Below are 21,971 nucleotides of genomic sequence, written 5' to 3'. Positions count from 1 at the left end.
TTTAATTGACTTTAACCTCGTGTGTATAATTTTTATCTCCTTGTAAAATCACTTTAATAGTTGTTGAATTACCATCCACTTGTTCCATGAATTTCCATTTGTTATCCCATTGAGAAGGTGGTACAACTCTTATAAAATAGTAAGAAGGGTCTGAAGACGGAGTAGGTCGGCTATCTGTATTATTTTGAGTACCTAAATGTTCTAATACTGTATTGTTATTTACAATGGTTTCCATTTGAAATTTGTAACGCTCATCCCTACCCCAACTCTCTTGTTTAAATCTTACAACACCAGTTCCTGACCAGACGCCATTTCCTTGGTATGGTAAATCGAATAAGACTTTGTTCTCAGGAGAAAACCATAATCCTATTGATTCGATTTCAGTATATGAAATAGTTGCAACATTAAAATCAATAACAATACGGTAAACTGCGGTTTTAGGAGAAGTCATTTGGCTGCCATCCAAAGATTCTTTCAATTTTGCATTGTCCTCTGTATAGAAATGTCTTGCATTAGGATCCTTACGGTCTACGAAACTATAACTTTTGCCACTTTCAAGCTTAGAATATATTTCAAAAACCCCAGGTTCAATTTGTTTAAAAACAGGTGATTTTGATAAATCCGTACCTCCTTCACTTCCCTCTCCCGTCACATACAATTCTAAAGGAATGTCAGCAAATCCTTCTAAACTTGTAATACTTAAAATACGTGTCACATCTGACTGTACTCTTTTGATTCCACGAGAAGCTATGACTGTCCATTTCACTTCACCTGATTCTCCTGGGCTTATGCCAGCTAAAGCAGCTACTGAATTTAAGACTTTATGTGTTACATAAGCGTTCGTAGCAAATCCATTGTTATTCGACACCACTTTATAAAGAGGGTTTGAAAAATCACCATCCACTTTATCAAAAGCAATTTCATACTGGGGAGAGCCACCATCAACTGCTAACGCAGCCTCCCACTCAAAAAATAGGGTAGCAGAATTAGAGCTTACTAACTTTACCGACTTGTTATTTAAAGGTTCAAATATATTGTTGACTTTAGTGACATCCACATCTGTGTACTCCATATTGTCTGTTTTGCATGCCACGAATTGTGCTACCGTAGCTACAAATAAAATTAAAGCAAATATTCTTTTCATGATTTTGTTTTTAATTAGTTAGCATGCCCAGGATTGTTAGGCAATAAATTTTTATTTAAATCCATTTGTGATTGTGGTAAAGACCATAAATAATCTCTATTTTCATCAAATCTGCGTGTATCCAATCGAATGTATGATGTATTACCGTCAGCAAATTTTGCCCCGTAAATAGTACCATCTAAATAGGTTTTACCAGCTTTCCATCGAATAATATCATAATATCTTAATCCTTCCAAAGCCAATTCAATACGACGTTCGTTGCGGATAAGTTCTTTCATCTCTGTACCATTTATAGTAGAAGGATAATTAAGCGCAGATGACGCTGTCAGCCCAGCTCTTTCGCGAATAGGACGAATTGTTTGATTCCAAAGAGTTGCATCAAATTGTCCTAATTCGTGTTTAGCTTCTGCATGCATCAGTAGTATATCCGCATAACGTATCATAATGATATTCAATCCAGCATCGAAAGTTTGAGTTGCCGTACGATCGTAATATTTTTTGATGTAATATCCCGTTGGAGATGCGTTGGCACTTGGCCCAGAATACACATCCATACGCTCTTGACTATTAGATCCTGTGCCAGGCTTAGTATAAATAGTACGTGTCTGACCATCAAAATCCGTCCATTGTGATCCATGATAAACTACTGTAGCATCTAATCTAGGATCTCTATTTACATATGGATTATCTTCTGAATAATTTGGATTCTGACTTATAGATTGACCTGTATTAGTCCAATAACTATCTACTAGACTTTGCAAAGGCGCATAGGCATTCAGACGAGCTCCTGCGGACAAAGGTGCTGCATCATATAATTTACCCCACATCTTTAATGATGGCACATAGCTATAGTCCAGAATTACTTCTTCATTGTATTCATTCGCTGCTTCAAATAAGCCTTTATAACTCGAAAATAAGCCATAATTACCGTAAGTTCCCTGCTGATTGATGAGGCGATCTGTATAATCGACTACTTTTACCCAATTTCCTTCATATAGGTAAGCTCTTGCTTGTAATGCAACAGCTGCACCCTTTGTTATTCTTCCATTATCGGTACTTGGCAACTCATTTTTACTTGGTAATACGTCCGCAATTTCATCCAGTTCATTATGTATAAACGCTAAGACTGTAGCCTTCGATGTACGTGGTAATGTTGCTGATTCATCCAATGTTATATCCTTTGTAAAGAATGGAACATCTCCATAAAAGTTTACCAATCGAAAATAAATGTAAGCGCGTATAAAACGAATTTCAGCGATACGCCTTTCCTTCCATGCTTCACTTACATTTGGTACTCTGTCGACATTCTCCATAAAAATATGACATGTTTTGAGTCCGCCATATGCTTGACTCCATTCACTTGCAAATCTTCCTAAAGTTGGATCAGCTATACCATTACGAATTGCTCTAGCATCCGTATTGGTACGTCCTTCAAAAATATTATCACTCAAAGCTTCATCATTCCACATTTTATCAGCAGAATACATTTGATTATACGCCATATTTACCACTAATTCAGCATTTTCTGTCGTTTGCCAAAATGTAGCATCCGTATAATTATCTGTTGGAATAGGATCAAGTGTATTGCATGAACTTATGAAAAGTACAATACACAAAACCAATCCCGATATTCTAAATTTCTTTTTCATCTTAGTATGCATTAAAACTTAATATCCAAACCAAAACCATAATACTTTAACGTCGGATAATTACGCGCTGAGTTTGCTGCTCCGCCCATATTCGAATCAAATTCTGATGATTCGGGATCTATCCAAGAATTCAAACTTAATGTCAATAGATTTTGAGCATTGACGAATAATCTAGCTCTATCCATCCGTAATTTACTCACCAAAGATTGTGGTAAAGAATAGCCAATTTGGATATTCTTAAGACGGGCGTATTTACCATTAAACATATATATATCCGACTCCATTTGATAATTATTGCGCGTTGAGGTAGCTCCTGCCGCTGTAAGTCTTGGCCATACTGCATCAATATTTGTAGGAGTCCAGAAATCTAGCTGATGTTGATAGATTGTGTAGGAATAATTCTCGTGAAATGGTTCTACCAATTCTCCCCTCACCATCATATCCCTCTTCCCTACACCTTGCCAAAACATACTGAAATCAAAATTCTTGTAACTTAAATCATATGTCAAACCAAATGTATAACGAGGGAATCCATTCCCCAGAATATAACGATCTTTTGAATCAATAATACCGTCATTATTTCTATCTTCATAACGTACGTCACCAGGTTGCAAATCGGTAGGACTAATTCCTACAGGTAAAGCTGCTGTCTCAATCTCCTGGATGTTTTGGAAATAATTTTTAACTTTATATCCATAATACGAGTTCAACGGCACACCTTCTCTTATTAATTTGGTGATACGATCTGCTGAAGCGTATTGTTCTTTGCCTTGGAAATAGACTACCTCGTTAAATGAATCACCCATATTCGCTGAAATATTGTGTCTCAAATTTCCCGTATTACCGCGGTAAGTTAATACGACTTCCCACCCCTGGTTATTCATCTTTCCAATATTGGTTTTACTCAAAGTGGTACCAAATACACTTGGAATTTCTGGTGTCAACAAGATATCTGTGGTATGCTTATGAAAATAATCGAAGGAAGCTGACAATTTATTTTGAAAAAATGTAGCATCTACACCTATGTTAAAATTTCTAGTTTTTTCCCACAATAAATCACTATTGCCATAAGTGAAACCTGCGCCAGCAACTGCAGCATTATCAAAGCCGTAAGTATTATTATATGAAGAGTATATCGTCAAATATTGATAAGGAGCTATATCTTGATTCCCCAAAATTCCATATGATGAACGAATCTTTAGGTCACCAACTTTATCTTTATATCCTTCCATAAAATTCTCTTCAGACAAGCGCCAACCTGCCGAAATAGAAGGGAAAAATCCCCAACGATTCTCCTTTGCAAATCTAGAAGAGCCATCATACCGAAATGTGCCTTCGATAAAATAACGATCTAAATACGAATAATTGAGTCTTCCGATTAATGAGTTAATACTAGTTTCCATAGTACCATTTGGAGTAGTCCGACTCGTAGGATCTATTTCTGTTCCTGTGGTAGGTGTTCCTAAAATAGGATCTGTAAATCTTAATTTTATCTCATTCTGTCTCCTGGTATAAGACTCGTTTGTAGCCCCAAATAATCCTTTTATGGAGTGATTCCCAAATGTGCGATCATAATCTAATAACAATTGATAATTGAGTAGAGATAGTTTTTCATTAAAATCTTCCGTCGTACGCGTAGAATTCACATACACCAATGGTTTTTCTGCATCCGGACTCGTATACAATGGCACTTGTATTCTTCGTATGAATCGATGATCAGCATTGATATCAGCCCCAAATACCCCACGCAATTTTAAGCCTTTTGCTAATTTCACATCCAACGCCAAATTTGCATTCATATAATCATTAGCATGTTTTATAGCCCCACCATCACGCAACTCTGCTAAAGGATTTTGATCTGTCAAGGCATTATTAACTAAATATCGACCATTTTCAGCTTGCATAGCATAATAGTAATACGGCGGAATACGAGAAGAGTTAATAATGGCATTACTAGCAGTCGTATTTAATCCATTATTTCTTGAATAGGATAATATAGATGATAATTTAAAGATACCATATTCAACACTCAAATTTGAACGAAGATTATAGCGTTTTATCCCATAGTCTTTGTTACCCACAAAATTACTTCTCTGATCGAGATGACCTGCAGAGAATAAATAGGTTGAATTTTCTCCTCCTCCATTTATTGTGATATTGTGATTTTGTTGTAACGCAGATTGAATAATTTCATTATAATTCCAAACTTCTTTCCCTTGATTGTTGTACAAATCCATAATTTGATCTGGCGTGAATTCTGGACTTTGATTTACATTGGTTAATGCCATATTTTTCAAAGTTGCATTTTGATACCCTTTCACCGGAGCATAAAGTATCTGTGCATCTTGAATACCTACCAAAGATGAAATACTGGCACTTGGTCTTTGGTTACGCTTACCTCCTTTAGTGGTAACCAAAATCACACCATTGGCAGACCGTGATCCATAAATTGCTGCTGTACCAGCATCCTTTAAAACAGATACACTCTCAATATCACTAGGATTCAATTTATTTAAAGCCCCCATTTCAGACACTAGGCCATCAATTACAAGCAAAGGCCCATTACTATTCATCGTCGAAATACCACGAATGTTAATATTCATCGTATTATCATTCGGATTCATACTGCGCTGTTGAATATTCAAACTTGGTGATGCCCCCTGCAATGCCTGAGTTGCATTTGCGACAGGTCGATTCTCAATGGCTTTAGAGCTAATCTGATCTACAGCTCCCACGACCGAACGTCTATTAGTAGTTCCATATCCTACTACAATTACTTCTTCTAATTCAGTATTTTCAGGAGATAACTGCACTTTAAGATTGGCTCCTCTTACATCTACTATCTGGTCTTGAAAACCTATATGCCTTATGAGTAGTTTTTGACCGATTAATGCATTAATAGTAAAATTCCCATCCGCATCAGTAGAAGTAACCATGCTTTGACCTTGCACAGAGACCGAGGCTCCTGATATGGGTTGACCTTGCTCATTTGTCACTTTACCTCTAACAGGTTGTTGTTTCCATTTTATTGTATGTGAACCAAAATAATCGGCCTTAACAATTGGAATCTCACCTAAGAGTAACGGCAAAGCACAAATAAATAAAAATGACTTTGGTATCATAGTATAGAGTTTATAATGTTATATGGTTATCTATTAAACCGAGTTAGCAAAGGAACTAAAGCGGTTTAACAAAAATAGTAATTCTATTTACAATTCAAAATTATTTTTAATTGTTGGGGTAAATTGCAGTTTAAAATCAGGAATGGTTAAAGTATATATCAATTTGAACATAGCCATGGAATCTTATAGATAAACATTCTTGAATTAGTATAAATCGATAAAAACAAGTAGTGTACTTTTTACAATAAGTAAAGCATTCTGGCACAGTATTTTCAGTTTATTTAGCTACCTTTGCAAGGTCTAAAATAGTTTATATGTCGAATAAAAAAGGTCTGATCTCACTAGCGTTCGGAGGATTAGCAATTGGAATGACTGAATTTACGATGATGGGAATTCTACCAGATATCGCTAAAGATGTGAATATTGATATCCCTACAGCAAGTAATTTAATAGGACTATACGCCTTAGGCGTTGTTGTAGGTGCCCCCATACTAGTAGCAGCCACATCCAAATATCCTGCGAAAAAAGTACTTCTGTTTTTGATGTTACTTTTCTTCGTTTTTAACGCTGTATTTACTTTTGCTCCGAATCCTTGGAGCTTATTTACATCGCGTTTTATCTCGGGACTTCCTCACGGCGCATTCTTCGGAATTGGTTCGGTGGTCGCTTCCAAATTAGCAAAGCCTGGTAAAGAAGCACAGGCCATATCCTTGATGTTTACAGGTATGACCATCGCAAATTTGGCAGGTGTACCTTTAGGTACCTATATTGGTCATCATTTTGATTGGAGAATTACCTATGGCGTTATTAGCTTATTGGGTTTATTAACCTTCTTAACGATTTACTTATGGATGCCTGTTTTTCCTGCAGATAAAAGCAACAATATAGTGAAGCAAATAGGTTATTTCAAACGTTGGGATGCCTGGTTGATGATAGCGATAATCTCTATTGGTACGGGGGGTTTATTCGCTTGGATTAGCTATATCTCCAAATTAGTAACTACGGTTTCGGGTTTATCCGAAGACAGCGTTTCTATTATTATGATATTGATTGGTGCAGGTATGTGTGTGGGTAATCTTTTAGGCGGAAAAGTAGCGGACACCCTTTCGCCGACCAAAGCTGCCATTTCTTGTTTCTTAGCAATGGCAACTTGTTTATTAGTATTATTCTTCATTGCGCACATCACCGTATTAGCTTATCCCATGGCATTTATCACAGGTATGATCGCTTTTAGTATTGCCCCTTCGCTACAGATGATGCTTATTAATAATGCTAAGGGCGCAGAAACTTTTGCCGCATCCGCTGGTCAAGCCGCATTTAATATCGGAAATTCCATAGGTGCGTATTTAGGAGCAATCCCAATTATTTACGGTTTTACATACAACTACCCTTCCCTTGTAGGCGTGGTAATGGCAAGTATAGGTGCCATATTGACGTATATATTTTACATCAAAGTAGAATCTAAAGAGTCTTCTACTGAAGTTAACACCGAAATTCTTCAAAAGGCGTAATAATAAGTTTCAAATTATTATAGAAAAGTTCAACAGTAGTTGGACTTTTTTATTTTTTAGAGGTGAAGAGTGGAAAAAATTGTATACTTAATTATCTTCGCTCAAAACCTTAGTATGATCCCGAGATTCTTACAACGTTAGTAGAAAACAAAAAGCTCAACTTCAATGAATTTGAGCTTTATTAGAGCCTCTTATCGGGATCGAACCAATGACCTACTGATTACAAGTCAGTTGCTCTACCAGCTGAGCTAAAGAGGCCTTTTGGAGTGGAGGGAGAAGGATTCGAACCTTCGAAGCCGAAGCAACGGATTTACAGTCCGTCCCATTTGACCGCTCTGGAACCCCTCCAGACCTGTGATTTCTCACATTTAGAGCCTCCTATCGGAATCGAACCAATGACCTACTGATTACAAGTCAGTTGCTCTACCAGCTGAGCTAAGGAGGCGACCTTAGTATTTTATTCTGAGCCTCTTATCGGAATCGAACCAATGACCTACTGATTACAAGTCAGTTGCTCTACCAGCTGAGCTAAAGAGGCTTACTGTTTCAGAACGTGTGCAAATATCTAAAGATGATTCCAATATTCCAAATATTTCCACCGTAAAAACCGCACTCAAACAGTAATAAACTGAATATCAAATGAATTTTTTAATAAAAGATTTAATTTTTATTGACCATAGCTCACTTTAACGGTGATATTTGCTGTTTTAGCACGTGAAGTAGTATTGAATACACCACCGTAAGAAAAGTCTTCATTGTTGTTTTGTCCTGTAATTTGGAATACGCCCAAATCTGCTTTCAACAAAGAACCTAAACTACTCCCTGATTCTTTGGCAATATTTTCTGCACGAACTTTTGCATTTTGGGAAGCTTCAGCTATTAATGCTAATTTCAAATCTTCCAATTTCGAATAATAATAGTTCGGCGCATTAGAAGCCAATTCCACACCTTGAGAAATTAAAGCCGATATCTCACGTGAAGCATTATCCACTTTATCCAAGTCACGAGATTCTACACTTACAGTTTGATTGAGGCTATAGCCCGTGAATGTATTGTAGCTGTTTCCTCTTTCGTCGGTGTGATAACTAAAATCACGGATGATACTCACCGCATCAAACACAATTTCATTTTCTTTGATACCTTTTTGAATCAAAAAGTTTTTGACCAAATCACGATCCTGTTTCAACTGTTCTGAAGCTTCGCTCAAATTCATGGATTTGCGACTATATGAAGCCGACCATTTAACAATGTCCGATTCAAAATCTTTCTTCGCATTTCCCGTTACATTGATCGTATTATTGACTTTGTATTTGTATTTATAGGCACTTCCCAATACACAAGCTGCACCAATTATCGCTATAGCAGCAATAATACTGACGATTACGGTTGTAGATTTCATAATTATTTTAACATTTTAAGTATATAACGTATTAAATATAATTAACGTGCCAAAATTGTTGCAAAATCCTAAGTATATAATCCATATTTTTATTGTTACAAACTTTAATAGCCCAAATGAAAACAACAACACTGACTTGTGCCCTTTTAGTTAGTACAACTTTATATGGATTTGCACAACAAAAGCCGCCTATTGATCATTCCGTATTTGATTCTTGGAAAAATATTTCTGCACAAAATTTTTCGAAATCAGGGAAATTCATTTACTATACTATTTCACCTCAAGAAGGAGACGCCGTAACCGAACTAAAAGATACAAAAAATAACTTATTGTTTCGTTTGGAAAGAGGTACTTCTCCCAAAATCACGGAAGATGAAAAGTTCTTTATAAGTAGTATTAAACCATATTATAAGGAAACGCGCGAAGCCAAGATTAAAAAGAAAAAACAGGATGAAATGCCGAAGGATTCGCTAGCAATATTTAATATACTGACGAAAGAATCCTTAAACTTAGGTGCTATAAAAAACTGGAAATCTCCTCGGCTGACCAAATCTTACATCGCCTATCAGCAAGAATTAGAAGTTCCATCTAAACAAGATACGGTTTCAAAACAAGTAAAAACAGATTCTTCAGCGACGAAAAGCCCAGCGAAAAAAGCTCCCGCAAAAAAAGAAACCGTATTGGTGTTGTACAATCTGGAATCCAAAGACACGGTGCAAATCTGGAAAGCGGATAGCTATTATTTCGATGATAATGAAAAATATTTAGTCTTCTCTAAAAAGGGAGCGGATAAAGATACTACAGGCGTAGCAGGATTATACTTATATGATTTAGCGAAAAAATCGCAAAAGAAAATCAGCAATGGAAAAGGCAATTACAAAAATATTAGTTTCGACGACCTTTCCCAACGTTTGGTTTTCTTAGCTGATAAGTCTAATGAAAAAGCGTTGATTAAAGACTTTAAAGTTTACAATTACAATGGTCAGACTGATACCGCCACCGTTCTAATAGACAAACAAAGTGCAGGAATTCCAGCAAATTGGTATGTATCAGGAGACGGAAATCTGTCTTTTAGTGCTGACGGCAAAAAGCTTTTGTTAGGACTCGCTCCTATTCCAAAAGTTAAAGACACAACATTAGTAGACTTTGAACACGCTAAAGTAGACATTTGGCACTGGCAAGACGACTATCTCATGACGCAACAATTAGTCAATGTGGGGCGTGAACGTACCAAAAACTTTGACGCGATTTATAATTTAGAAACTCAAAAACTGATTCCGTTAGTAGATGACAATTTCAGCAGAGTCTTCTTCACTAGCAACGGCACTGAAGAATGGGCGATTACCTCTCGAACTTCAAAAGAAAATAAAATTGCTACGCAATGGTCTATGTCTACGCCGCAAGATATTATTTTGGTTTCCACAAATAATGGAAGCAAACGCGTAATTAAAGAAAACCATGTAGGTCAGTCTTATTTGTCACCCAATGCTACTCATGTGGTTTTCTATGATATGGAAAAATCCACTTGGTCTGTATACGACATCGCTACACAGCAAGAAACAAGCCTATCCGGAGGTTTAACCGTTTCATTTGCCGACGAAACGAACGATATGCCCGCATATGCAGGTTCCTATGGCTATGCAGGTTGGTCTGAAGATGGCAAAGGTATTTATATCAATGACCGATACGACATTTGGTATTTGAGTTTTGATGGTAAGACAAAAACAAATATTACGAATAATTATGGTCGTCAACATAAAGTGGTTTTACGCGCTCAAATATTTAGAAATAATGATCCGCGCAAACCTTCTAATGTAATTAATCCTAAGAAACAACTATTGCTAACTTCTTTCAATGAAAAATCAAAAGAAAATGGATTCTTTAAATTGGATTTAACAAAGAAAAATGGGTTAAAAGAAGTTATTCAATCTAAAAACGTCTACAAAAGATTAATTTCTAACGAGGACCAAACAGTTTATGCTCTATCTAAAGAAAATTATGCAGAATATCCAGATTTATATTTGACAAAAGACTTTGTAAACCTCACCAAGCTTACAGATATCAATCCACAACAGAAAAACTACAATTGGGGGACAGCAGAATTGGTCCAATGGACTACACCAAATGGATATGCTGCGGAAGGTATCTTGTATAAACCAGAAAACTTCGATTCAAATAAGAAGTATCCAATCATCGCTTATTTTTACGAAACACATACTGAAGGATTGTACAGCTACCACGAGCCTGCTCCTACACCTTCACGTTTAATGATTTCTTATTTTGTAAGTAATGGATATTTGGTATTTTCTCCAGATATACGCTATAAAACGGGGCAGCCAGGTAAAGATGCGGAAGAATACGTAAACTCAGGCATGAAATTCTTAGCGCAGAATCCTTGGGTAGATGAATCTAAAATGGCGATTCAAGGACAAAGCTGGGGCGGTTATCAAGTAGCACATCTCATTACCCGTACAGATATGTATGCTGCAGCATGGACAGGTGCCCCTGTAGTGAATATGACTTCTGCTTATGGCGGTATTCGTTGGCAATCCGGTATGTCTAGACAATTCCAATACGAAAAAACACAAAGCCGCTTAGGCGCTACATTGTGGGAAAACCGAGATTTATATATTGAGAATTCACCATTATTCTTCTTGGATAGAGTGAAAACCCCAGTTGCCATTATGCACAACGACAATGACGGTGCTGTGCCATGGTATCAAGGTATTGAAATGTTTACGGCATTACGTCGTTTACAAAAACCTGTTTGGTTATTAAACTATAATGGCGATGAGCATAATTTGATGCAACGTCAAAATCGTAAAGACATTCAAATACGTCAGGCTCAATTCTTTGATCACTTCTTGAAGGGAAAACCAGCAGCTGACTGGATCAAAAATGGTGTTAAAGCCATTGATAAAGGAATAGAATGGGGTCTCGAAGTGACGGAATAAAAATCACTTTTTACAGCTTAAAAAGGTTCAGATTATTCTGAACCTTTTTATTTTTTACCCTAAACCTACCCTATCTTACCTCAGACTTTATCCTTGAAATTAGAAATCAACATTTTCTCCTACACAATCCACCAATATTAATATGTTTACATAATAAATTTTTTAATTACCATTTTTAGTAAGTGAGCACTCAAAAATCAATATTTCACAAAATTTAGCATTCAAAAATCAAATTTTACTCAAAAAATCATGATTTTTTAATACAAAAATCTACAAAAACATACTTTTTGATGATTTTTTTCAAAATTTTTCAAAAAAAATTATAAAAATCTAAAACCAAAGTGTATTTTTGGTCATCATTAATCGAAATAGATAATAAAAATACAACCAAACAAACATAAGATGTCAAACTTCAGATTCGAAACCGTAAACGCTGCTGCCTCTAGAACAGCGTTACCAGAAGAAAAAGTAAGCACTAAAAGAGCAATTAACATTTATGGAAAGAATGTTTTCACTGCAGCTAAAATGCAAGCTTACTTGCCAAAAACTACTTTCAAAGAATTAAGCAAAGCTATCGAAGAAGGTTCTCCTATCTCACGTGAATTAGCTGATGTGATCTCACAAGCTATGAAAACTTGGGCTATCGAAAATGGCGCTTCTCACTATACACACTGGTTCCAGCCATTGACTGGTAGCACTGCTGAGAAACACGATGCTTTCTTCGAACCTGATGACAATGGAAATGCTATCGAGAAATTCACTGGTGATGCATTAGTACAACAAGAACCGGATGCTTCTTCATTCCCTAACGGTGGTATCCGTAACACATTCGAAGCGCGTGGTTATACAGCTTGGGATCCTACTTCTCCAGCATTCATCTACGAAACTCCTGCAGGTAAAACATTATGTATCCCTACAGTATTCGTTTCTTATACTGGTGAATCATTAGACTACAAAGCGCCTTTATTGAAAGCTGTAGCGGCAGTAGATAAAGCAGCAACTGACGTAGCGCAATATTTTGACAAACAAGTAACTAAAGTAAATGCCTCTTTAGGTATTGAACAAGAATATTTCTTAGTAGACTTAGCATTGTACCACGCACGTCCAGACTTACAATTGACTGGTCGTACGTTATTCGGTCACATGTCTGCTAAAGGTCAACAATTAGAAGACCACTATTTCGGAGCTATCCCTGAGCGCGTATTAGCATTCATGGTAGATTTAGAAAACGAAGCTTTGAAATTAGGTATTCCATTGAAAACTCGTCACAACGAGGTTGCTCCTTCTCAATTTGAGTGTGCACCTATGTACGAAGAAATCAACTTGGCTATCGATCATAACCAATTGTTGATGAACTTAATGGAGCAAGTGGCTATCCGTCACAACTTCAAAGTGTTATTACACGAAAAACCTTACTCAGGTGTTAATGGTTCAGGTAAACACAACAACTGGTCATTAATCACAAATACAGGCGTAAACTTGTTGTCTCCAGGAAAAACTCCTAAAAACAACTTGATGTTCTTGACATTCTTCGTAAACACAATCAAAGCTGTTTATGAGTATGCAGACTTATTACGTGCTTCTATCGCGAGCCACTCAAATGACCACCGTCTAGGTGCTAACGAAGCTCCTCCTGCTATCATCTCTATCTTCTTAGGTTCTCAATTAGACGAAATCTTAGAAGAAGTGGAATCAGCACGCGTAGCGAAGAAAGTAAAAGCGGAAACTAACTTGTGGCATGGTATCCCTAAAATCCCTGAATTGAGATTGGATACTACTGACCGTAACCGTACTTCACCTTTCGCATTCACTGGTAACAAATTCGAATTCCGTGCAGTAGGTTCTTCAGCTAACTCAGCATTGCCAATGACTATTTTGAACGCTATCGTAGCGGCTCAATTGATCGAATTCAAAGCTGAAGTTGACAAACAAATCAAAAAAGGAACGAAAAAAGATCTTGCTATCTTGAACGTAGTTCGCAAATACATCAAAGATTCTAAAGCTATCCGTTTCGAAGGTAATGGTTATAGCGATGAGTGGGCTGCTGAAGCTGAAGCTAGAGGCTTGTCTAACATCAAATCTACACCTAGAGCATTAGACGTATATGTAAAAGAAGAGTCTTTAGAGTTATTCGAAAGATTAGGCATCTACTCTAAACGCGAATCAGAAGCTCGTCACGAGATCTTGTTAGAAAACTTCTACAAAAAACTTCAAATCGAAGCGCGTGTGATCGGTGAAGTAGTAAACAGCCAAATCGCTCCGGCTGCATTCACTTACCAAAATGAGTTGATCCAAAACGTTAAAGGTCTTCAAGATTTAGGTTTGAGCAAAGAAGCTTACTCTTCTCAATTGAACTTAGTAGAGCGTATCTCTAAACATACAAACATTATCCTAGAGAAAGCTGAAGCTATGCGTCAAGAGCGTAAAAAAGCTAACAACATCGAAGATGTTCGTGAGAAATCTATCGCTTATGATGAAGTAGTAAAACCTTATTTTGATGAAATCCGTTACCACGTCAACAAATTGGAAAAAATCATTGACGATGCGAAATGGCCTTTACCAAAATTACGTGAGTTATTATTCATTCACTAGTAGCTAATCAACCTTAATATAATTCAAATCGAAGTAGCCCGCAAAAATGCAGGCTACTTTTTTTGTTTTCAATATTAATCCCTAAATTTCCGATATGAAAATTATCGGTATTATTCCTGCTCGATACGATTCGAGTCGATTTCCTGGAAAACCTCTTATAGATATTGCTGGACAAAGCATGATACAACGCGTGTATCAACAGGCTAAACATGCTACTTCCCTATCGGAAGTGATTGTAGCCACAGATGACCAACGTATATATGATCATGTAAAGAGTTTTGCAGGCAATGTGATGATGACCAACAAAGATCACCAATCGGGTACTGATCGTTGTGCGGAGGTAGCAGCTAGTCTAGTTGGTTTTGATGTAGCTATTAATATTCAAGGAGATGAACCTTTTATCGATCCACAACAGATTGACCTTCTAGCTTCTTGCTTTGGTAAAGCAGACACCGAAATTGCTACTCTAATACGCCGTGTAGAATCAGAGGATGAACTTTTCAATGAGAACAAGCCAAAAGTGGTATTAAACAGAAAAGGTGAAGCCGTTTACTTTTCGAGACAAGCTGTTCCATTTTTGCGCGGTGTAAAACAGAACGAATGGTTAGCCCACAGACCGTATTACAATCATATCGGCATTTATGGGTATCGAATCGATATCTTACAACAATTGACCGCTCTTCCTCTATCCGACTTAGAAACAATGGAGGCACTAGAGCAGTTACGCTGGATAGATAATGGCTATAAAATTCAAACAGCTATATCTTCGCACTCCAATGATGCAATCGATACTCCCGATGACCTTAAACATGTACTAAACAAGTACTTTAATAAATAAGAATACTATTGCGCATTTTGAATATTATTTTCTATGATTAGGATATTTACAATACAAAATGCGCTTTAAAAAACCAATTAACAGACAATATTCCAAAATTTACCGTATAAGGGTATAAGTTTAATTTTAGAGTCAATTGCGTATATTTAATAATTAGTCGGCAATTATTCCGAATGAAAAAGGTAAATTTCAGTGATTATCATATAACTGATAACTACCTCTATCCTCGATTTTGCAAATGCCTTTTATATTTTCTTTTAAATTTAAAAAATAATAAAAAGCTGTTGCTTAGGTTAGTGCAAAATTGAATGTTTCGACTTTCTAATTCGTCACTTCGCCAAGCTAAAAACGTAAGCTGTAAACCTATTACGCCACCCAAACTTGAATCTAACTGATGATAATAGACAGAAAACACTTTAACTTAAAAAACAAATGTGTCATTGAAAAATTACACATCAAAACACCTTTTCGATATGGTGCGGTTTTTCAAAATGAAGCCTGCTTTTTATATATTAAAGATGGTGAAAGCACACTAAATTCGCCGATTGAAAACTTAAACTTAAATGTTTCAGAAAGTGTGCTGCTGAAATGTGGCAACTATTTTGCAGACCTTATGCAAAAATCTAAACATAAAAATTGTGAAATTTTCGTAATACATCTTCATAAGGACATTCTACAAGAGTTATACAAAGACGAAGTGCCAAGTTTTATTAAATCTAATGGAAACAATCCTTTCGTTCAAAAAATTGAAAAACAAAACATAATCGATCACTTTATTACAAGTCTGGAATTTTACTTTCAAAATCCAGTTTTGGTGAACGATGAATTATTGAAACTTAAAATCAAAGAACTCCTACTTTTACTACTTCAAACAAACAATGCGGACAACATTATCAGTTTGTTTTCTCACCTATTCACACCCCGACAGGCAAACTTTAAGGAAATCATTCAAGCCCATTTATTTTCAAACATCACGATACCCGAATTGGCCATTCTTTCTGGCCGAAGTTTATCTACTTTTAAAAGAGATTTTGAAAGCTATTTTAACGACACTCCTGCCAATTATCTGAAAAACCAAAAACTTTTAAAGGCAAATGAATTATTAGCATCGACTGATTTTTCTGTTAGGGAAATATGCTATGCAGTCGGATTTAGCGATACCTCTCATTTTACCAAATTATTTAAATGGAGATACAATTCAACACCTTCCAATTTCCGAAAGTGTCAAGTTTTAAAATAACCAAAGGAACTTCTTTTCTATTTTTTGGACTTTTTAACCAATTCATCTTTCTCGAATAGCCGCAATTTTGCCTTGATTAAAAAGACAAAATATGTACACAATGAGATGCCTAGCCTTTGCCATTTCCCAGTTATTATTCCATAATATGGCGTACGGTCAGCGACTAAATATTGCAGATAAAGCAGCCGATTTTGAAGCCATTGATACACAAATGGAGAATACATAAATCTAAGCAACTATAAAGGAAAAAAAGTATTGATTGCTTATTTCAGGTATGCAGGTTGTCCTGTGTGCAATTATAGGGTTCACGAGCTTATCGAAAATTATGATAAAATTCAATCCAAGGGATACAACATAATTGCTGTTTTTGAATCGGACAACAAAGTTTTAAAAGATTATCTCATTGAAACTCCAATACTATTTCTAGTAATAGGCGATCCTAAATTTGCCCTTTATAAAAAGTATGCAGTCGAAAAACCTTTTTGGAAAATACTTAGATCTGCTTAAAAAAAACAACCAAAGGAAGCAATGAAAAAAGGGAATAAATTATTCCAAAGAAAAATCAAACGAGATGGGAGTTTAACAAGATTGCCTGCCGATTTTATTATAGATGAAAATGGAAAAATAAAAGCCGTGCATTACGGAACAAATATAGAAGACCATTTGCCAATTACAGAAATTCTAAACAATTAAAATATGAAATACACAAAAATTACAACTTGGTTTTTAGCTATAGCTATGTTTATGTTTGGCATTCTGAAATTTGTAAATCCATTCAAAGGTTGGTACACTGTTCAGATTGTAAATAGTGGTTTAGGACAAATATCTTATTCAATGGGTATAATGGGAGAAATTGCGGTAGGTGTAGCACTATTTTTCTGCTTAATCAATGGACAGAGAATTTCAAAGAAATTGTATATTTTTTTGACAACTATTTCCTTCTTGACAATCATCATAATGATGCTCACAGGCGTTTTTGTACACCTACATCCAAACGTACCCGCTGATGTATTGCCACTTAAAATTAAACCGCCGTATATTCCGCTATTCTTTTTAGTGGTTGCTTTGTCAAACATTTACTTATTAATAAATCGAAATACACAAAAGACCGAAGGCAGGCCTAACAGTTAACATAACCTACAGGCAAGCAAAAGGTTTCGTGCTTCGCAGGACAAAAAATTGCTATATTTGAAATTCAGTTTTTCGCAAGTAGTTCAGTGGTAAAATCCCTGCTTGCTTGTAGCCCCAAAACTTTATCGCTAATTCTTGAAACTTCATCAAATGGAACAGAAATCTCAAAAAACAAACAATTGGGAAATATTTAAGCCCTACTTCAAACAGATTGAAGTTCCAGCTCGACAAGTTCTTTTGCGTGAAGGAGAGATTTCAAGGAAAATGTTCTTTATAGAGAAAGGTTGCATACGTACTTGGATAAACAGTGATGGCAAAGAAATCACTACACAATTTTTCTTTGAAGACGATAGCGTATCGTCTATTGAGAGCTTCAGAACCAATCAACCAAGTTTGTATAGTATTGAAACGATTGAACCTGCTATTGTACAAACGATAACACAACAAGAATTTCAAACCATTATTGAGCAATCGCCCGAAATTAAAAAGCAGTTTGAAGAACATTTATTTAAACGTCTTTTTCAATCTCAACAATTGTTTTTTTCTTACCTTAAAAATTCTCCACAACAACGTTACGAAGAACTGATAACCACCTATCCTCATATTGTACAACGTGTTCCCCAACATTACATTGCCTCTTATTTGGGAATGACTTCTGTGTCTTTAAGTCGCATAAGAAATAGAAAATAAGTGTATTTATTAACAATTGTTATCGTGTAATAGATGAACCGCTTCTGATTTTTGTACTGTAATTTAAACAGTAAACATGAGAACAGTAATCGTATTTAATCACCCTTATCCAGAAAGCTACTGCAACGCTATTTTGGAATCCATAACAAAAGAGCTTCAAAAATCCGGTCAAGAAATAGACCTAATACATCTTGACCAGAACAATTTTAATCCAAGAATGACATCTGAAGATTTAAAGGCTTTCGTGGAACATAAAGCGGTTGACCCATTAGTCCTCGACTATCACGCAAGATTAAAAAAAGCCGAACATCTGGTATTCATTTTTCCCATTTGGTGGGATATTATGCCTGCTGCAACTAAAGGTTTTGTTGACCGAGTATTATCACCTGTTCTTGCATATGACCACCATCCACGAGGTTTATGGATTAATTCCGTTATTAAAAAATCTAAAAACAATTACAGTTATCACTACAATGAATAAACCCAAAATAATGTATTCCCTTCTCATAGGAAATTTAATTAGCAAAGTAATGATTAAAAGCATCTTTAAATCAATGGGGTACAAAAATGTACGCTGGATAAGTTTTACATCCGTGAAAAGAGTAAGTCATAACAAACGTGTAAAATGGCTTGAAGAACTTGAACAAAGATTTTCAAATAAATCCTTTGTCCTAAGTGGCGAGCTTTATATAATGAAGTAGCATTTATTAGCAATATTAAATATAACCATAAAGAAACCTTGTATAATATATTTCCGTTCTACTTTTATTGCTTGTATACGCTTAATTAAAATACGGAATAACCAAAAGTCTCAACTCTTTAAAGTACAACATTAACATACAAAAATCTTAAATTTAGAAAACAGAAATACTCACATAATTAAGAACCTGAAATTTCACTAAATACATGTACATTCCTTCTAGATTTAAGTTCACAAACAACAACGAAATTGTGTCATTTATGAAAAGATATAGTTTTGCCACCATTATCACTACAAAAGATAATATTCCTATTGTTACACAATTGCCCTTCGTTATTAAACAAAAAGAGGACAAAGTTATTTTGTCTGGACATTTTGCATTAGCTAATGAGCAAGTAAATATTATAGAACACAACATTTCTTTAGTTATCTTTTCTGAGCCACACGCCTATATTTCACCCGCACATTACGATAAATCTGAAAGTGTCCCTACTTGGGATTATATTGCGGTACATGCCTATGGGAAAGCTAGAATCTTACACAAGACAGAAGAGAAGATGCAAGCTTTAGAAGACATGATTCATTTTTACGAAAAGGAATATTATAAACAATGGAAAAACCTCTCCGATAAATATATTCAAGGAATGTTGAAAGGAATTGTTGCATTTGAACTGGAAGTCACAGAAGTGCAAGGTCAACAAAAACTTAGTCAAAATAAATCTCAAGAGGAAATTGGTAGAATAGTACATCAGTTAGAAAATAGCGATTCGCAAACTGAAAAAGATTTAGCGGATTATATTTTAAAAGCTAACAAAATTTAATCCGATATTATACCATTGTTTGATTAAATTTAAGTAAATCAACCGCTAACAATTATGAATATTGTCATCACAGGCGCATCATCTGGAATAGGACTAACCATAGCAAAACATCTTGCTCATCTTGGCCATCAAGTTGTAGGAACAAGTCGTTACAAAGAAGGGGCATTTGAAAATTTTCATTTGTTAAAACTCGATGTTACAGATGATGCTTCTGTTGAAAAATTTGGTGACCAAATTTTGGAGAGACTCTCCCAAATAGATGTCCTTATAAACAATGCTGGTTACGTGATCGCTGGACCTATTGAGAATATTACGATTGAAGAAGCGAAGCAGCAATTAGACACCAATTATTTCGGACTTGTTCGTGTGACTCAACAGTTCCTACCCCACTTCAGAGCAAATAACATTGGTAAAATTATAAATATCTGTTCTTTGGCAGGACAAATAGGTATGCCTTTCCAGGCACATTATTCTGCGAGCAAATATGCCATAGAAGGTTTTACCGAAGCACTACGTTTGGAACTAGCCCCTTTTAATATTCAAGTTTGCAATATTAATCCTGGAGATTTTAGAACGAATATAACAGCCAATAGAAAAACAACTTCTCAAATTGATCCTGCTTATCTAAAACAATATGAACACTTTATAAAAATTTACGCTACTGAAGAAAATAATGGTGCAGACCCTCAAATAATAGCAGATTTGATTTCTTCACTACTTTACAAGAAGAAATTAAACGTGAGATATACAGTCGGTAAACTTTCACAAACCTCATCAGTATTTTTTAAACGCTTTTTCGGAGAACAGATATTTGAGCGGGTGCTCAAAATGATGTGGAAAATAGGATAAAAATTAATGCTGAAATACAAAATAGCCATCTTGTGAATCCATCCAAAGTGTACAATGAATAAAAATTCCTATAATAAAATAGTTGAGCAATGGCAGGAAGTTAGAGATACTGCCGAGATCAATACACCTATACTTGAGTTTGCAAAAAAATTACCTCATCATTCTCAAGTATTGGATATAGGATGCGGAACGGGAAAACCTATAGCCGCATTTTTAGCCTCAAAAGAATTCTATGTTACAGGAATTGATGTTGCCGAAAAGATGATCGAAAAAGCTCTGGAATTTCATCTGGATAACTCTGAATTCATAAACATTGATTTTCAACATTTTGAAACACCTAAAAAATTCGATGGTATAATTGCTTGGGATTCGCTTTTTCATCTACCAAAAGAGGCTCAATTGGATGTGTACGACAAAATAGCTGATCTTCTTAAACCAAATGGTTATTTTATGTTTACACACGGCACAATCGACATTGAACACACCAATCCTATGTTTGGAGAAAATTTTTATTACAGTAGCCTTGAAAAGAATAAGGTTTTACAATTGATACATAAAGCAGGCATGGAATTAATTAAAACATGGGAAAATTTTAAAGAAGGAAAAGATGAAAGAGATTGGATTGTGTTGGCTAGAAAAGCTCTTTAAATCCTTTTGATATCCAATGATATATCAATGATAATATTTCAAAAATATAATTAAATTTAGAATTGTAATTATTTTATCAGCCTTAAACACTTTATCAATATGTTCACAGTCAAAAAAACATCATCTTCAGATGCGGATTTTCAAAAGTTAGCATGTGAACTCGATCAGGATTTAGCCATAAAAAATGGTGAGAAAAACGTATTCTTCGCGCAATACAACAAATCGGATGAATTAAATCATGTTGGTAGCTTATATCGATGAAGACCCAGTAGGATGTGGCGCACTAAAAGAATACGACACAACTATTATTGAAATAAAGCGAATGTATGTACATCCAAACCATCGAGGTAAAGGTTTATCAAAAGCTATTTTAATGGCTTTAACAACGTGGGCTAAAGAACTTGGCTACCTAAAATGTATACTCGAAACAGGCGAACAAATGACTGAGGCTATTGCTTTGTACAAAAGAAATGGTTTTGAAATTATTCCTAACTATGGTCAATATGCCGAGATCGAAGATAGCATTTGCTTCGAAAAACAATTGTGGAAGGCGTTGGGAAGTGTAAAGCAAACTGTGTCATTGAGCTCTAAATAGATATAGGTCCCCTTCGGACCTATATCTATTTAGAGCCGCCGAAGGCTTTCATTCTCTCACCAAATTTAAGGTGGAGTTGTTGCATTGT

At 35.6% G+C, this 21,971-nt stretch carries 20 protein-coding genes and 4 tRNA genes; 16 read left to right on the top strand and 8 right to left on the bottom strand.

Features of this window, described 5'->3' with window-relative positions:
- Position 1 precedes the first annotated feature (1 nt).
- The 3 genes from H8B04_RS10665 to H8B04_RS10655 are packed head-to-tail and all read right to left on the bottom strand — an operon-like array spanning position 2 to position 5,915.
- Complete coding sequence (locus H8B04_RS10665; RefSeq protein ID WP_190302322.1) at positions 2-1,144, bottom strand: SusE domain-containing protein; 1,143 nt, start codon at positions 1,142-1,144, stop codon at positions 2-4.
- A 14-nt stretch (positions 1,145-1,158) separates the two neighbouring features.
- On the bottom strand, positions 1,159-2,793 hold the full coding sequence (locus H8B04_RS10660; RefSeq protein ID WP_190302321.1) for a RagB/SusD family nutrient uptake outer membrane protein: 1,635 nt from the start codon (positions 2,791-2,793) through the stop codon (positions 1,159-1,161).
- An 11-nt stretch (positions 2,794-2,804) separates the two neighbouring features.
- Positions 2,805-5,915, bottom strand: a complete 3,111-nt coding sequence (locus tag H8B04_RS10655; protein ID WP_223815375.1) for a SusC/RagA family TonB-linked outer membrane protein — start codon at positions 5,913-5,915, stop codon at positions 2,805-2,807.
- Between the two features lie 314 nt (positions 5,916-6,229).
- On the opposite strand from H8B04_RS10655, the gene H8B04_RS10650 reads away from it, so the two are divergent.
- On the top strand, positions 6,230-7,426 hold the full coding sequence (locus tag H8B04_RS10650) for an MFS transporter (RefSeq protein ID WP_190302320.1): 1,197 nt from the start codon (positions 6,230-6,232) through the stop codon (positions 7,424-7,426).
- A gap of 185 nt (positions 7,427-7,611) precedes the next feature.
- On the opposite strand, the gene H8B04_RS10645 is transcribed toward H8B04_RS10650, so the two are convergent.
- From H8B04_RS10645 to H8B04_RS10625, 5 genes are all read right to left on the bottom strand, one after another.
- A tRNA-Thr gene (locus H8B04_RS10645) sits at positions 7,612-7,684 on the bottom strand.
- A 9-nt stretch (positions 7,685-7,693) separates the two neighbouring features.
- Positions 7,694-7,774, bottom strand: a tRNA-Tyr gene (locus H8B04_RS10640).
- A 24-nt stretch (positions 7,775-7,798) separates the two neighbouring features.
- A tRNA-Thr gene (locus H8B04_RS10635) sits at positions 7,799-7,871 on the bottom strand.
- A gap of 20 nt (positions 7,872-7,891) precedes the next feature.
- Positions 7,892-7,964, bottom strand: a tRNA-Thr gene (locus H8B04_RS10630).
- Between the two features lie 129 nt (positions 7,965-8,093).
- Positions 8,094-8,825 (bottom strand): SIMPL domain-containing protein, encoded by a 732-nt coding sequence (locus tag H8B04_RS10625; protein WP_190302319.1) that lies wholly within the window; start codon positions 8,823-8,825, stop codon positions 8,094-8,096.
- Between the two features lie 116 nt (positions 8,826-8,941).
- Between H8B04_RS10625 and H8B04_RS10620 the strand changes: the two genes are divergently transcribed.
- The 15 genes from H8B04_RS10620 (at position 8,942) to H8B04_RS10560 (ending at position 21,883) form a co-directional block, all read left to right on the top strand.
- Entirely contained in the window at positions 8,942-11,779 is a 2,838-nt protein-coding gene (locus H8B04_RS10620; RefSeq protein WP_190302318.1) for a S9 family peptidase, read from the top strand.
- 402 nt (positions 11,780-12,181) lie between these two features.
- Positions 12,182-14,371: a glutamine synthetase III family protein gene (locus H8B04_RS10615; RefSeq protein ID WP_165292352.1), complete on the top strand. Its 2,190-nt coding sequence runs from the start codon at positions 12,182-12,184 to the stop codon at positions 14,369-14,371.
- A gap of 94 nt (positions 14,372-14,465) precedes the next feature.
- Positions 14,466-15,209 (top strand): 3-deoxy-manno-octulosonate cytidylyltransferase, encoded by a 744-nt coding sequence (gene kdsB, locus H8B04_RS10610; protein WP_165292351.1) that lies wholly within the window; start codon positions 14,466-14,468, stop codon positions 15,207-15,209.
- A gap of 394 nt (positions 15,210-15,603) precedes the next feature.
- Complete coding sequence (locus H8B04_RS10605) at positions 15,604-16,449, top strand: helix-turn-helix domain-containing protein (protein WP_190302317.1); 846 nt, start codon at positions 15,604-15,606, stop codon at positions 16,447-16,449.
- Between the two features lie 100 nt (positions 16,450-16,549).
- Positions 16,550-16,675 carry a hypothetical protein gene (locus tag H8B04_RS17275; protein WP_262891413.1) on the top strand — a complete coding sequence of 42 codons (126 nt, stop codon included), beginning with the start codon at positions 16,550-16,552 and terminating at the stop codon, positions 16,673-16,675.
- 29 nt (positions 16,676-16,704) lie between these two features.
- Entirely contained in the window at positions 16,705-16,956 is a 252-nt protein-coding gene (locus tag H8B04_RS17505) for a redoxin domain-containing protein (RefSeq protein ID WP_223815374.1), read from the top strand.
- Positions 16,957-16,977: 21 nt separating this feature from the next.
- Positions 16,978-17,142 carry a thioredoxin domain-containing protein gene (locus H8B04_RS10595; RefSeq protein WP_190302316.1) on the top strand — a complete coding sequence of 55 codons (165 nt, stop codon included), beginning with the start codon at positions 16,978-16,980 and terminating at the stop codon, positions 17,140-17,142.
- A 3-nt stretch (positions 17,143-17,145) separates the two neighbouring features.
- Positions 17,146-17,580: a hypothetical protein gene (locus H8B04_RS10590; RefSeq protein ID WP_165292348.1), complete on the top strand. Its 435-nt coding sequence runs from the start codon at positions 17,146-17,148 to the stop codon at positions 17,578-17,580.
- 150 nt (positions 17,581-17,730) lie between these two features.
- The gene (locus H8B04_RS10585) at positions 17,731-18,270 is read left to right on the top strand and encodes a Crp/Fnr family transcriptional regulator (RefSeq protein WP_165292347.1); all 540 of its coding nucleotides are present in this window, start codon (positions 17,731-17,733) and stop codon (positions 18,268-18,270) included.
- A 76-nt stretch (positions 18,271-18,346) separates the two neighbouring features.
- The gene (locus tag H8B04_RS17105; RefSeq protein WP_223815373.1) at positions 18,347-18,751 is read left to right on the top strand and encodes an NAD(P)H-dependent oxidoreductase; all 405 of its coding nucleotides are present in this window, start codon (positions 18,347-18,349) and stop codon (positions 18,749-18,751) included.
- Between the two features lie 425 nt (positions 18,752-19,176).
- Complete coding sequence (locus H8B04_RS10575; protein ID WP_190302315.1) at positions 19,177-19,791, top strand: FMN-binding negative transcriptional regulator; 615 nt, start codon at positions 19,177-19,179, stop codon at positions 19,789-19,791.
- A 54-nt stretch (positions 19,792-19,845) separates the two neighbouring features.
- On the top strand, positions 19,846-20,640 hold the full coding sequence (locus tag H8B04_RS10570; RefSeq protein WP_165292346.1) for an SDR family oxidoreductase: 795 nt from the start codon (positions 19,846-19,848) through the stop codon (positions 20,638-20,640).
- A gap of 54 nt (positions 20,641-20,694) precedes the next feature.
- The gene (locus tag H8B04_RS10565) at positions 20,695-21,288 is read left to right on the top strand and encodes a class I SAM-dependent DNA methyltransferase (RefSeq protein WP_190302314.1); all 594 of its coding nucleotides are present in this window, start codon (positions 20,695-20,697) and stop codon (positions 21,286-21,288) included.
- A 99-nt stretch (positions 21,289-21,387) separates the two neighbouring features.
- The gene (locus tag H8B04_RS17100; RefSeq protein WP_223815372.1) at positions 21,388-21,549 is read left to right on the top strand and encodes a hypothetical protein; all 162 of its coding nucleotides are present in this window, start codon (positions 21,388-21,390) and stop codon (positions 21,547-21,549) included.
- Positions 21,527-21,883 (top strand): GNAT family N-acetyltransferase, encoded by a 357-nt coding sequence (locus H8B04_RS10560; protein WP_223815371.1) that lies wholly within the window; start codon positions 21,527-21,529, stop codon positions 21,881-21,883. The genes H8B04_RS17100 and H8B04_RS10560 overlap by 23 nt, the downstream gene beginning before the upstream one ends.
- Positions 21,884-21,971: the final 88 nt, after the last annotated feature.

Origin of the sequence: Sphingobacterium litopenaei (genome assembly GCF_014692495.1) — a bacterium.
Taxonomy (GTDB): domain Bacteria; phylum Bacteroidota; class Bacteroidia; order Sphingobacteriales; family Sphingobacteriaceae; genus Sphingobacterium; species Sphingobacterium litopenaei.
This window is presented reverse-complemented; position numbering and strand designations above follow the sequence as displayed.

Bases quoted from the DNA above. Each gene is read 5' to 3' on its own strand.
- H8B04_RS10665 (WP_190302322.1), bottom strand. From the start codon at position 1,144: ATGAAAAGAATATTTGCTTTAATTTTATTTGTAGCTACGGTAGCACAA.
- H8B04_RS10660 (WP_190302321.1), bottom strand. From the start codon at position 2,793: ATGAAAAAGAAATTTAGAATATCGGGATTGGTTTTGTGTATTGTACTT.
- H8B04_RS10655 (WP_223815375.1), bottom strand. From the start codon at position 5,915: ATGATACCAAAGTCATTTTTATTTATTTGTGCTTTGCCGTTACTCTTA.
- H8B04_RS10650 (WP_190302320.1), top strand. From the start codon at position 6,230: ATGTCGAATAAAAAAGGTCTGATCTCACTAGCGTTCGGAGGATTAGCA.
- H8B04_RS10625 (WP_190302319.1), bottom strand. From the start codon at position 8,825: ATGAAATCTACAACCGTAATCGTCAGTATTATTGCTGCTATAGCGATA.
- H8B04_RS10620 (WP_190302318.1), top strand. From the start codon at position 8,942: ATGAAAACAACAACACTGACTTGTGCCCTTTTAGTTAGTACAACTTTA.
- H8B04_RS10615 (WP_165292352.1), top strand. From the start codon at position 12,182: ATGTCAAACTTCAGATTCGAAACCGTAAACGCTGCTGCCTCTAGAACA.
- kdsB (WP_165292351.1), top strand. From the start codon at position 14,466: ATGAAAATTATCGGTATTATTCCTGCTCGATACGATTCGAGTCGATTT.
- H8B04_RS10605 (WP_190302317.1), top strand. From the start codon at position 15,604: ATGATAATAGACAGAAAACACTTTAACTTAAAAAACAAATGTGTCATT.
- H8B04_RS17275 (WP_262891413.1), top strand. From the start codon at position 16,550: ATGAGATGCCTAGCCTTTGCCATTTCCCAGTTATTATTCCATAATATG.
- H8B04_RS10595 (WP_190302316.1), top strand. From the start codon at position 16,978: ATGAAAAAAGGGAATAAATTATTCCAAAGAAAAATCAAACGAGATGGG.
- H8B04_RS10590 (WP_165292348.1), top strand. From the start codon at position 17,146: ATGAAATACACAAAAATTACAACTTGGTTTTTAGCTATAGCTATGTTT.
- H8B04_RS10585 (WP_165292347.1), top strand. From the start codon at position 17,731: ATGGAACAGAAATCTCAAAAAACAAACAATTGGGAAATATTTAAGCCC.
- H8B04_RS17105 (WP_223815373.1), top strand. From the start codon at position 18,347: ATGAGAACAGTAATCGTATTTAATCACCCTTATCCAGAAAGCTACTGC.
- H8B04_RS10575 (WP_190302315.1), top strand. From the start codon at position 19,177: ATGTACATTCCTTCTAGATTTAAGTTCACAAACAACAACGAAATTGTG.
- H8B04_RS10570 (WP_165292346.1), top strand. From the start codon at position 19,846: ATGAATATTGTCATCACAGGCGCATCATCTGGAATAGGACTAACCATA.
- H8B04_RS10565 (WP_190302314.1), top strand. From the start codon at position 20,695: ATGAATAAAAATTCCTATAATAAAATAGTTGAGCAATGGCAGGAAGTT.
- H8B04_RS17100 (WP_223815372.1), top strand. From the start codon at position 21,388: ATGTTCACAGTCAAAAAAACATCATCTTCAGATGCGGATTTTCAAAAG.
- H8B04_RS10560 (WP_223815371.1), top strand. From the start codon at position 21,527: ATGTTGGTAGCTTATATCGATGAAGACCCAGTAGGATGTGGCGCACTA.